Consider the following 12,360-nt stretch of genomic DNA (forward strand, 5'->3'; position numbering starts at 1 on the left):
ACGCTTACGATTCTCCAGGATCATTTGACCGCTGCGCTCGTTCTTCACCGGACTTTTAGGACTTGGTTTATTTACGAATTGTATGCTTCCGTATGAATCATAAGGAGAGCTCATGAAAAAATGGTATACCGGCCTTACCTATGCGGCCATGCTGCTGATCTTCTTCCTGTACAAGGATGAAATTTTATTTTGGATGCAAAATGGAGATGCTCCGCTCTACGTTGTATTTCTCATCGCAATGGGTTTTATAATCATCCCTGTCGTTCCTTATAAAGTGATCATCGGACTGCTCGGTTTTGTGTATGGACCATGGATAGGTGCTCTGATAAGCTGGGCTGCAGCGTCGGTTGCTTCGGTGCTCATCTTTTTAATGGCACGTACCTTCTTTCAAAAACAGGCCAGAGCTTTTTTATCCAAATTCAACCGACTGGAAAAGCTTCATGAACGGATAGAACGCAACCCGTTTATGACAATCCTGTTCGCTCGGCTGATGCCGTTTATTCCGCAAGCTGTCGTCAATATTTATCCTGCGGTTCTCTCTATACGCCTGCTACCCTTTGCTACGGCTTCTGCTATCGGGAAAATTCCAGCCATGCTGTTGTTTGCTTTTATCGGGAGCAGCTTGACGTCCGATACCCGCAGCCTGCTGCTCTCGATTGGTGTGTACGTGTTATTCTTGTTGGTTACGTTCCTGATTTACCGAATATGGAAACAAAAAAAGTAACCCTCAGCGGTTACTTCCCATGTCCTTCTAATTGTACCAGCCTCTTGCGAATAACATCCAGATCAGGGTACTGCTCCAGGATGCGTTTGAAAATGGAAATAGCCTCTACCTTTTTACCGGAAATGAGTGCCAGATCAGCAAGCGCCACATCGGTTCTCCACTGTGGGATCTGTGTGTCAGCGGGCGTTGATCCACGGTATTCCTGATAATGTCCTTTCACACTGCGCAGCGAGACCTCTGCAGTCTGAAGCAGACCTATCGCCTGACGCATCTGAATTTGTGCCATATAATAGATAGCATCCGGGAAATTAGGAGCGATCTGAATGGCGCGCCTGCACGCCTGATCCGCCTGCTCAAGCTCCTTGCGTGACAAGTGGATCTTCACCAGATACATAAGAATATCCAGGGTTCGCCCAAAATTCGTCAGCCCCGCTGCCTTCTCCTCCGCCAAGGACAATACCTCAACGGCCTTGTCCAGGATGCCAGCTACCATGTTCTCCCTGCCGTAGTACAGCAGCCATCCCGGGTTGTCCGGCTCATCCTCAACCATCTGCTTAAGCAGCTTCAGATTGCGTTCAAGCTTCTTCTCCTGCTGAACAACGGTCGGCTCATATCCATCATGAAGAAGACGAATACGTACCGATTGACGATACGTATCCCCTTCAAAAATCCCCTGTCCATCCAGCACAATCTGCTCATGAACACGTCCTTTATAGCTCAAGCCGCGTTTCGTCGGAAACATCCGGTGCTGGGTAAATTCGTCCGAGACCGTTCCCTGCATCTCATTGACCTGCCAGATCATCAGCACAGGGGGAAGCGTTACCTCATCGAATATTCCAGCCACCTGGCGGATAGCATGCTGATCCTCTGGAAACAGATATTCATCAGCATCCACCCACAGCACCCAATCGCTGTCCACATGCTCAAGTCCCTGATTGCGCTTGTCAGCAAAGTCCTCATGCCAATCGACATTGACAAGCTTGACCTGCGGGAATTGACGAACAATATCAACCGTTCGATCGGTCGAATAGGAATCGATTACGACAATCTCATCGACGGCATTCGTCACAGTCAATGCTCTCAAACAACGTTCTATGGAGCGATCACTGTTGTAGGCGAGAATAGCGGCGGCGACAGTAACCTTTTTTACGGCAAGCAGCTCCTGAATGGACGCTCTCTCCGGCCCATCCGGCACGCCGCTAACCGCTTCATATACGGCACGAACCCATCCTGACTGCGGGTCAAGCAGCCATGCCCGATCAAATACCATCCGCGCCGCCCTGCCATACCCCTGATGCATCAAAGCTTCACCGAGGTATACCCATACCTGCGCAACCAGACGGTTACGTTGTAAAATTCCGACAGATAAAGTCTCTGCTTCCTTATACCGCTTCATTTTTAAAGCTTCGATGATGGGTTCAAATTCAAGTACGTTTGTTTGCAAGGGATCCACCTGTTTCATATAAAGCATTTTGGTGCCATTTATTTCTAGAGTCAAGGAGGAGATACATTAAATTGAAAAGTAGTTGTTAAAGCTTCTCCGTAGCTGTCGTAAGCCTTGACTGTTATCGTTGCGGTTCCCATCGTACTGCCTGCCGTTAAATTATAATCCGTACCTAACGGACCCGAAACCTGGGCTATATTTGAATCACTGGATACAACCGTGAAGGATGTAAATTCGCTAAAATAACTGGATAGATCTAATTTTTTCGTCAAGTTCGGACTTGTCTGTACGTCAGGGAGCGGATTATACACTTTAAACGGAAGTTCAAGACCTTCTGGAATGGGGGTATAACCATATTCTGTAGTTATCACACCACCATGGTAATCGTTAACCGTAACTGCAATCGAACCTGAGCCTACACCAATTCCCGTTACATACAACGTTCCACTTGCAAAAGAGGTTGTCACCAGCCCACTTGTGCTTATACTTTGGAAAGCAGTAAGGGACATGCTATCGCCATCGATATCGTTAAAAATGTCATCCGCCACAATGGCTACGGACTGACCGTTTATAACGGAAATCGGCCTCTTGACCATGGGTGCATTGTTTTTGACTTCTACCGAGAAGCTGGCTGTTCGATTGCCGCCAAATGGATCCGTAGCCGTCAGAGTTACGGTGTGCGTTCCTCTGGACAGACCGCTAATATAGGCTCTGGCACCGGAACTTGATAATGCGGTCGTAACGCTTAAAGAATCGCCCAAATCAGATATGGCAGAATAGACCAGGTTATCGTTGTCAGCGTCATGAAACCCACCAATATACGCGATTGCGTTCATAGTATGCTGAATAGAATACGAAGAAGGTACAAGAGAACCTGTGAAAGTAGGCACGCTGTTAAACAGCACATCAAAGCCATAACTGACAATACCGCCACGATTATCGTTCGCTGTCACCGTCACTGTCGTTTTACCATGAGCTGCCCCCTGCGGAGTAACCGTTAATAGATTACCTGATATGGAAGCCGCAGCTATGGAAGCGGTACTGCTCGCGACTGAATACGTTAGATTATCATTATCCGGATCGGTAAAAGCATTCGTCAAATCAATCGTAAACGGATTGTACGCATTCGATTCAATGGATGGATCGATTACCCTATTGACCAGCTTATTCGACGCTGAATTATATTGCGGCGGGTGGTTTACATAAGTTGCATTCGTTACTGTTACATTAAAGGAGCCTGTCGTCATTCCACCATATGCGTCCGATGCATTTGCCGTTACGGTGGCAGATCCTGTCGCAATACCATACAATTTAAAGGTATCGTCGGTTCTTACAAGCTGTACAGGCGGGTTGGGCGACGATGATGAAACCTGCACAGTGCCAAATTGTAAAGGATCTCCATCCGGATCGTTGAACAATGTATGTAGATCGATGGTTGGCGAATATGTATTTGTTGTTACCGTTACATCAGAACCTGTAAAAATGGGAGCACGATTGCCTACGGTTATATTGTAGCGATTGCTTGCTTTCCCTCCGCGTCCATCCCTTACAGCTATATCCATAATCGTGGAGCCGTGCTGAAGCGCAGTAACGGTAAGCTGGTTATTGGTTGCATTCACTGTGGCATATCCGGTTGGACTCAAACTAATGGAGTTGTTGACAATAATAAGCGCATCCTCATCCGAGAATAAGTCAGCGGGGCTTAATGTAGTCGGACTGTTCTTGTATACCGTAATCGATGTGTCCAGAGACTTCGGAGCCGTATTAGGGGAAGTGAGCTTTTGAGGAACAATGAAGCTCAGCGTATCTTGTAAAATATCTCGGGTCATCGAATGACTGCCTGCATAAGACACAATTTCACTAATATCTACCTGACCGTTGCCATCCTTATCCAAGCTTTCCGGTATTACGGCAACATCAAAGGTATCCGAGACGGTTCCCCCGTTAGCTGCAGTTCCCGTTACACTGACTGTGGCCGTTCCTGTCCGCGTGTTGGTCAAGATCAGCGAGCTTCCGTTAATCGTCGCCGTAAATCCAGTCAGATTGCTGGCTGATACCGAATAACTGTTAATCCCGTCAAAATATTCGTTCAAATTCAACGTGAGGGGTATACCTACTCCGGTATGAAAATTCGGAAGCGCTTTACTCACATAGGGAGCTTTATAACTAGCCGTCGAAACGGCCTCTACAAAAGCTTTTTCAAATGTGAGCATGTACAAAGCAGGATTCAAAACGAGCGATGCCGTTAATACCTTGACCAGCCTGCTGGTCTTGGAACCCTTTCTCACTTTTTTCTTGTTTATCACATTTATTTCTCCTTTAAATGACAAAGTTCCCCGAATATACTATATTCTCTTAATTTATCATAGCTTTGGTAAAAAATATATGTTAGTTTTCATACAATTGGTACCATGAACAAATGCTGTTAATCAACGTTGCTCTACCGTACATGCTAGTATTCAAGGGGTATATTCATTGATGCCGACAACTTTACACATATAGGTATTCTTTTCTACCTGCCTGACCACTTGCCAATAAATCTCCTTCTGACCTTCAGCCTGACCTTTTGCTTTGAAAATATCACCATCGGCCAATTTCAAGTTAGTTTTTAATTTATGAGTATCCACATCACCGATATCATAGGCTTGATAATCCATATCTTTGTCCACTTTTCTCTCTCCTCCTGTGCAAATAAGGGTACTCCACGAAGTCATAATCCGTTATCGGATTCGCGTAGGGTAATGGAATAGGGGACGCTGCCTGACGATACATACCGTCGCTTTACGCCCCCTGACTGCTTTATTTTATAGGTTCATGCTCGGATTTTGATTTGCTGATCGGCTCTTCCCGATAATTCACATCCAGAATATCCAATAGGAAAACGAACACCGGAACACCAATAATTAAACCCCATATACCAAAGAAGTGCTCTGAAAATATGAGAATAACGAACGTGTAGAACATCGGGAGCTTTGTCTTGGATGACATTAATCTCGGATTAAGGAAATAGCTCTCGAAAGCATGAATGACCATGATCATCACGATCAGATAGACGACCATCATCACACCACCAAGCTGAAGACCAATAATGCTGAGCGGTATCAAGGAAATGATCACACCGGCAACAGGAATCAGACTTAGCAGGAAAACGACAATCGATAGGGCAACCAAGTAATGAAAGCCAAGAATCCAAAGACCAATTACAGTAAAGATCGTATTAAAAATCGCAATCAGGATTTGCGCTTCGATTACCTTACCGAAGGAAACGATGAATTTACGGCTAAAATATTCCATTTCGTTATAGAACCATGCGATTTTACTTGTCTTGAACTTCGCTGTGAAATTTTTAATTCGGTTTTTTTCGAGCAGGAAGAACAAGCTTAGCAGCACGGACAAGAGGAAGGTTTTGCCCCAATCGCCTACTTTGAATACATAACCAAGACCTTGTCGAGTGTAGGATTGAAAGTCGAGACCGATGATCGTATTCATAATATATTCCGACAGCCAATCATTAGCAGGTGTGTTATAGCGATGAATCAAACCGTCCGATATCGCTTTATATTGTGAGATGATTTTGGGCAGGACGTTGGATATGCCTGAAACCAGCAAAACAATCAACACGATATAGATGGTGATCACCACGATTTTATCGTTGATACGAACATATCGATTTATTTTGGATGAAATAAAGCCCTGGAGACTGTTGATGATATAGGCCAATAAAAATGTGAGTAAAACGAGATTCAGCATGCCCCCCAGACTAATTAATAGCAACGAAATCAAGAAAAGAATTGAGAATCTTTTTACGGTTACATTTGCAAAAAGTTTTTTAAGAAAATCCATTACCCCAAACACACTCCTCAAACTTTTCATGAAAATAACCGTGACTTTATTACTATAAAAAGTCTACCATGTTTACGACACTAACTCAATGTGCTTAATAGGGTTTTCCGGTGTATTTTCACATAAAATATTCATTATGTTAAAATCTTTGGTGCTTAAATGAAGGATAGCATCACTGTCTTCAGACCTATATGGCTGCCACTGTGCACGTACGGCTAAATCGCAGAGCTTCAACATGCTCCCAAGGACCATGCTGCGATTGACGGGGAAGCAATCTCTACATGCAGCGGAACTTAAACAAGCCCTGTGTCTACCTATACGTGAAAAACCGAAATTCGTTGCTGTTTTTTTGTGTATTTATGTATTTTTTTATCGAAAAAGGAAGGATTGAGCCGCAATTCTCGATTCTGCTATAATGAGAGGATTAGAAAAAATTAGGTGGAGGTTTATCGGATGGGCTTGCCTGTTACACATGTGAATCTGTTTATGCTGGCTGGGGTGGCGACAGCTCCGCTCTTCATGGAAGACTTTAGGCTGGCCATGATTGCAAGCTTAACGCAAGCAGGCTATTCCGTGTCAGCCTCCAGACTGCTCTACCCTTATGGCGACTGGAGCCGCAGGCTGCTGCATCAGCTGCACGAGCTCCGCCACGATATGTGGACCGCACGCTCCCGTCCATTACGATCTATTGGCGGAGGCAGAGCCGCTACGTCGATTAAAGCTTGCGGCGAGGAAGGCTGGCCGCTGTTGATCGGTCATAGTGGTGGCGGAGTAGCTGCTGTCCAGGCTGCCAGCATTCTTGCTGAAGAGCGGGTTTATGACGCGGGCTGGCCCATTCGTGTTGTGCAAATCGGCTCACCCAAATGTCCTGTACCTCTATGGCTTCAGGACTCCTGGATGTATGCGGAAGCTGGCCGCGACAAAGGCCGTTCTTCTGATCCTGTAACTTGGCTTGGAAGCCGGGGCATGTGGCTGCGAAACGCACACGGCTTGCCGGTTTGGCGTCAATCAGCCCCCGCTGCTCACACGACACAGCTCCGCTTGCCGTTGATTGGCGGCCATCCGGATTATTTTCGAGCGAGCAGCTCCTACCTGAACAAAGAAGGTAGGACCAATCTGGACATCACGGTTCAGGCCGTAACCGATTGGCTGTATACGACACTAGAGCATAAACAGCAGCCATAGGCTGCAGCTCACAGCATTCGGTCCAGCCCTATTGCACTAATCATCATTCTTTCTTTATGGTTGCCCAACAATTGCTGCGACCAATCGACCAAACCACCATCGCCAATTCGCACTTCCTGTTCACGAATCTTGGCAATAATAGTGAACTGCACACCCTTATAGTATCGGTTATCCGTCTTGCTGCTGTTCTCGCTAACGATGATGTCCGGCATCATCTCACGTATGTGATCGCTTAATCTCTCAATAAGACCGGCTCCATCGGTATACCCAACACGTTGATTGAATTGAACTTCAATATTGACATCGAACACAGCTTTGAAAATTTGTTGGTACACGTTAATATGATCCAGCAGAGCTCTTTTTTCAAATGAATAGGAGCCTGCGTCCCGTCCTGAGGTCACCATGCAGAACAAGCTGAAATGTGTCAAAGCCCCAGGGAAATTAAACGGCTGTGCCCGCACATGCCGGTGTGTGGTGCTGAATTGTAACGGCTGCTCCTCGTTGCTAGCCTTACGTGCCTTGAGCAATGTACACATATGAAGCGCAAGCAGATTAGTCGCATCGGCTACGACCTCGGTTCCTCGGAGAGCCGATATGATTTTGTTCTGATCAGCCGTTGCCACTACCGAGCATGAACCCAAGGGTGCTACCGGCGACAGCTGAATAGCCGGAAATGAGGCTGCCTCCGCGATTTGCAGCAGCGTGATTTCCAATCGCTTAAGTGCAATGGGATTCACCGCGGCAGGCTGAACGAAGCTGTTCGCTGCATATTTGTTCAACAAATCGCTCGGGGATGCTGAATGCGTCTTGTTTCTGAACAGCTCAAGCAAGAACGTATTAATGTCCGATAGAGAAGCCTCCTTGCTCCATACCTCTAACAAATCCTCATTGCCCGATTGCTGCAATATTCGCTGCATTGCTTTATTGTGATTCATCACAATACCCCCATTTTCATGCATTCACGGCTGTTCAAATTCGATGCGATTGCTGATCGGCAGTCTCACGCTGAACGTTGTACCTTCCCCAAATACCGATTCAAAAGTGACAACGCCTCCGTGCGCCTCTACAATTTTTTTGACAATGGTCAAGCCCAGCCCGGAACCGCCGATCTTGCGTCGATCCGAATTGTCCACGCGGTAAAACTGCTCAAATATACTCGACCTCGCATCATCAGGGATACCCAGCCCATAATCGACAAAATCAACCTGAACATCCGACCCGCAGCGCGATATCCGCACATCAACACGTATGGCGTCGGGGGAGTATTTAACAGCGTTGCTGAGCAGATTTAAATATACCTGCTTCAGCTTATCCCGATCTGCCAGTACAGACAGCTCCTCATCGGCCACCTGTAAAAACAGCTGATGCTTCTGTTTGCTCTGCTGCCATTCTCCAATCATTTCTTGGGTAAAGGAACAAAGCTCCATCAACTCAAAATGGTACTCCTCCCTGCCCGCCTCCAACCGCTGAATATCGAGAAAATCATTGATCAGATGACTTAAACGTAAGGACTCGTCATAAACCGTTTGCAGATACCGCTTCTGCTTCTCCTCGTTCAAATTGCGATGCAGCAAAATTTCAAGAAAGCCTTGTACGGAAGAAAGCGGCGTTCGCAGCTCATGAGAGACGACGGAAATAAATTCATTTTTAATTTCATCAGCCTTTTCTTCCTCAGTTCTGTTGCGAAACAAGAACAGAAATTCAGCTTCTTCTTGAGCCGTAGAGATGGGCTCAACACGCATTTCTATGTAATACCTGACTTTATCGAGCGGCATCGAGAAACGTACCCGATAGGAGGCTTCGCGTCCTGCGAGTACATCTGCCACATGCTCACGAAGCTTCAAGTCCGCCGGCTGTACGAGACGCTGCCAGGAATGCAGCCAAACCGTAATATTATCCCAATGAGCACCATCCAAACCCAGACGCTTCATTTGCTCGTTGGAATAACGGATATGACCCGAAGCATCGCATAGGATCACCCCATCCGAGCTGGCTTGCAAAATACGCTCAATCATCCCGTATTGCGATTCGTTTTTTTTCAACATCATTTCCAATTCATCCTGTTGGGCTGCGATTTCCTCGTTCTGTGCCTCCAGCTCCTCATTCTGCAGCAGTGATTGCTGCAAATATTTGCGGTTCTGTCTGGCCATCACGGCTGAGCTCTGCAAGAGCTCGACCAGATAGGTAACACCTGCACCACCAAATACGCTTATCAATGAAAAAGCGGCTGCACTGCTCCATAATTTATCGGTACCCCAGAGCCCCAGAGCCAATAAGCCCAATGTACAGATGAGGCTCCATGCAGTAGCCACGGACCATACTCGCCATAGCCGGCCTATCCTTGTCACAGCAGCCACCCCTAATGTGGTCACAATAATGGACAATGCTGCAATCAATGAAGCCTCATTAAAGCCAAAGAGCAAATAACGCGCCAACGCAATCAAGCCACCTGCCAGCATCGCCGGAATTGGGCCACTAAATGCGGCAATAATGATAATCGGTATATTCCGCAGATCGAGCCGAATATTATTCGTCACTTCAACAGAGAAATACATCAAAAGGATACCCAAAAAAGCAGCACTGAAAGCCGCCTTTATTTGCTCACTCCTGCTTAAATCAGGCTTGAAGGGCTCCTTGACAATAATACTGACCAGAAAGAAGTAGGAGATCATGATACCTGCATTGAGAATCAAATCTTTTATGATGTAAACCCCATCCTTCGGCGCAATGATGATGCATTTATTATATAACGTTTCAACCTTGTTGAATATAGCCATACCTTAAGCTGCAGCGTTTTGCAACACTACGGCACATAGTGCAATCCCAGGCTTAAAACAATCGAAAAGCCTATATGCACAAAAAACTGCAACCGGTTCGCCTACACCGATTGCAGCATTTTCAATTTGAATGTGTTATTTGTTGGCAGCAAGCCGCATTTTGGTAAACAAATCCTTAAAAATATCATCTCGCTTCAAATCATGAACATAACGAATGAAGTGCCGATTAGAATCAAAGCTCCAGCGAAAATCCTCTGAAATCATTGGACTGTGTACCAGCGTGCTAGGCAGCCAGTCTGACTGAACGAGATAGGCAATGGCCGATATGTCCCAGATCACCCGAGAGTATGCATAGTGGTCCTCTCTGCAATTCTTGTAAGTCTCATACAAATATTCGCCTATAGGCCCACTGTCCTTGACGTAGTCCCTTATTTCCGAGAGGCTCGTGCTCAGATGCGAAGCAACACCCTTGCAAGGAATCAGCACCAGCGGCACCCCGCTGTCAAACACGATACGGGAAGCATGCAGGTCCTGCTTTAAGTTAAATTCCTTCGTATCCTTCCAATGCAGCGCATGACCACCCAGCCAGACGACGACGATTTTATCAATAATTTCAGGCTCCATTAATAAGGCCGAGGCTACATTCGTTATTGCGCCAATTGAAATTACATATAGGGGGTCATCTGCCGTCGATGCCATCGCCCTCTCCACCAGGTTACGCGCCGCTTCGCTCTCTACAGGAGTTGAAGGATCAGGCAAATAAGCTTCCGATCCCCGATAGGATGGAACGGACTCCCGCACCCCCATAATCTCTAATATACGCTGCAGCTCATCAAAGCTTTTTTCCATGCCATCCTTGGGTCCATTCGATAACTCATTATAAAAGGGTGCTGCGTAGAACGCCTCCATCTGCAGCTTTTCTTTGGACAGCAGGCTGTAAACAACGGCAAATTGGTCATCGATCTCATTAAAGGTGTCCGTGTCCAGAACCGCCCGTATCCGGCTCGTAGGAACCTTTAATCGATTTATTAATTGTTCAGTGGTCAGTGCCATAATTCAATCTCCTCACTATTTACGATATGTAAATCCCGGTGCTATTATGGTAACAGAATAACGTTGAAAGCCTTATCATGTTTCGGTCAATTTTTTATATGATCTGGCTATTTAATGAAAGTGAGGCGTAGCTGATACTTGAACAGATTTGAATTTCTTTCCCATCTGACACACCCGCAAGCAAGCTACGTTCAGCCTCATCAGCATGCCTGCTGTGAGCTGGTTTATTATATACAAGGAAGCGGACACACCCGTATAGGCACCCAAACCTCGACATACGCTGCCCACTCCTATTCTTTTATTACACCCGGGATGGTTCATGATGAAAGGCATCTGGAAACGACTGAGGTTCTGTTCATCGGGTTTACAGCAGATACAGCGATATCGATCGATAAAAATGCCATCTACCGCGATGATTCGCAGCACAGTATGCTTGAACTGCTGTTACGCTTAAAAAGCGAGTTTACTCTGCAAAAGCAGGACTACGATAAAATGCTCAATCTCCTGACCGGAGAACTCATTATTCATCTGCAGCGCTTATGGGGGCAAAAAAGTCAGCCTGTGCAGCACTACGATCACCTCGTCTATACGCGCAATTATATGGATGAGCATTACCGGCAAAAAATTCATATCGAAGCCTTGGCAGATATGGCAGGATACAGCTACGACAGGTTTCGCCATCTTTTTAAAGAAAAGTATGGTGCTGCTCCGCTGCAGTATATATTTCGCAAAAGGCTGGCATACGCCCGTCACATGCTGATCCATTTCAATCATAGTGTGGCTGAGATTGCTTTTGAGGCCGGATTTTTCAATGATGCCCAGTTTTGCAGTATGTTTAAGCGGGAAACCGGACTAACCCCCAAGCAGTTTCGCAAGCAGAACGCTCGGGTCTAATTGATCCTCCCATCCCATACATATGAAGAAAGGACTGTAGAAATGGTGAGATGGGAGGGCTAAAACCGTTGTCCGATAAAGTCATTGGCAAATATTCATTACTGCCGTTAGGCGGCTTGCTGCTGCCGATTGTGCTGCACAGTATCCATCTGCTGCTGCCGGTACTTATGGCTGGCAGTGCAAGCTTGAACAGCGGCCACAATCATGCGCAGCATCAGGGTATGACGGGCACGATGGTACCGTTCACTATGACACCCTGGTTTACGAATACGTTGAGCTTGATAACGATTGTGTCGGCTGGATTCACTCTGTGGTACTTGATTCGGTTGTGGAAAAACAAAGCCTACAGTCGAAAATGGACCTGGTTCTATACAGGTCTTTCCATTGTCTGCTTTGGCTTGATGGCTGCTCTGTAAAGACTAATAAGCAAATGAACCTCC

11 protein-coding genes are annotated in these 12,360 nt (G+C 46.3%); 4 read left to right on the forward strand and 7 right to left on the reverse strand.

All coding sequences use genetic code 11. The features are described 5' to 3' along the window. The first annotated feature begins 112 nt into the window (after positions 1 to 112). Positions 113 to 724, forward strand: a complete 612-nt coding sequence (locus LRL21_RS23940) for a TVP38/TMEM64 family protein (protein ID WP_240418315.1) — start codon at positions 113 to 115, stop codon at positions 722 to 724. Between the two features lie 10 nt (positions 725 to 734). Here the strand turns inward: LRL21_RS23940 and LRL21_RS23945 are convergent, their stop codons facing one another. The 4 genes from LRL21_RS23945 to LRL21_RS23960 form a co-directional block, all read right to left on the reverse strand. Continuing rightward, positions 735 to 2,168, reverse strand: coding sequence for a tetratricopeptide repeat-containing glycosyltransferase family 2 protein (locus LRL21_RS23945; protein WP_240418316.1), 1,434 nt, complete (start codon positions 2,166 to 2,168; stop codon positions 735 to 737). Positions 2,169 to 2,218: 50 nt separating this feature from the next. After that, a complete protein-coding gene (locus LRL21_RS23950) occupies positions 2,219 to 4,474 on the reverse strand; it encodes an Ig-like domain-containing protein (RefSeq protein WP_240418317.1) in 2,256 nt (751 codons plus the stop codon). Positions 4,475 to 4,627: 153 nt separating this feature from the next. Then, positions 4,628 to 4,837, reverse strand: coding sequence for a hypothetical protein (locus LRL21_RS23955; RefSeq protein WP_240418318.1), 210 nt, complete (start codon positions 4,835 to 4,837; stop codon positions 4,628 to 4,630). A 130-nt stretch (positions 4,838 to 4,967) separates the two neighbouring features. Then, positions 4,968 to 6,011: an AI-2E family transporter gene (locus LRL21_RS23960; protein WP_240418319.1), complete on the reverse strand. Its 1,044-nt coding sequence runs from the start codon at positions 6,009 to 6,011 to the stop codon at positions 4,968 to 4,970. Between the two features lie 453 nt (positions 6,012 to 6,464). On the opposite strand from LRL21_RS23960, the gene LRL21_RS23965 reads away from it, so the two are divergent. Beyond that, positions 6,465 to 7,196, forward strand: coding sequence for a hypothetical protein (locus LRL21_RS23965; protein WP_240418320.1), 732 nt, complete (start codon positions 6,465 to 6,467; stop codon positions 7,194 to 7,196). Positions 7,197 to 7,204: 8 nt separating this feature from the next. Here LRL21_RS23965 and LRL21_RS23970 read toward each other — a convergent pair whose 3' ends face one another. From LRL21_RS23970 to LRL21_RS23980, 3 genes are all read right to left on the reverse strand, one after another. Beyond that, positions 7,205 to 8,131 (reverse strand): hypothetical protein, encoded by a 927-nt coding sequence (locus LRL21_RS23970; protein WP_240418321.1) that lies wholly within the window; start codon positions 8,129 to 8,131, stop codon positions 7,205 to 7,207. A 24-nt stretch (positions 8,132 to 8,155) separates the two neighbouring features. Beyond that, positions 8,156 to 9,973: an ATP-binding protein gene (locus LRL21_RS23975; RefSeq protein WP_240418322.1), complete on the reverse strand. Its 1,818-nt coding sequence runs from the start codon at positions 9,971 to 9,973 to the stop codon at positions 8,156 to 8,158. 135 nt (positions 9,974 to 10,108) lie between these two features. Beyond that, a complete protein-coding gene (locus LRL21_RS23980; protein WP_240418323.1) occupies positions 10,109 to 11,026 on the reverse strand; it encodes a nucleoside hydrolase in 918 nt (305 codons plus the stop codon). A gap of 138 nt (positions 11,027 to 11,164) precedes the next feature. Here LRL21_RS23980 and LRL21_RS23985 point away from each other — a divergent pair, with 138 nt between their 5' ends. Further along, complete coding sequence (locus tag LRL21_RS23985) at positions 11,165 to 11,920, forward strand: helix-turn-helix transcriptional regulator (protein WP_240418324.1); 756 nt, start codon at positions 11,165 to 11,167, stop codon at positions 11,918 to 11,920. Between the two features lie 68 nt (positions 11,921 to 11,988). Beyond that, a complete protein-coding gene (locus LRL21_RS23990) occupies positions 11,989 to 12,336 on the forward strand; it encodes a hypothetical protein (protein WP_240418325.1) in 348 nt (115 codons plus the stop codon). The last annotated feature ends 24 nt before the right edge of the window (positions 12,337 to 12,360 follow it).

Origin of the sequence: Paenibacillus periandrae (genome assembly GCF_022458865.1) — a bacterium.
In the GTDB taxonomy this organism is placed as follows: domain Bacteria; phylum Bacillota; class Bacilli; order Paenibacillales; family NBRC-103111; genus Paenibacillus_S; species Paenibacillus_S periandrae.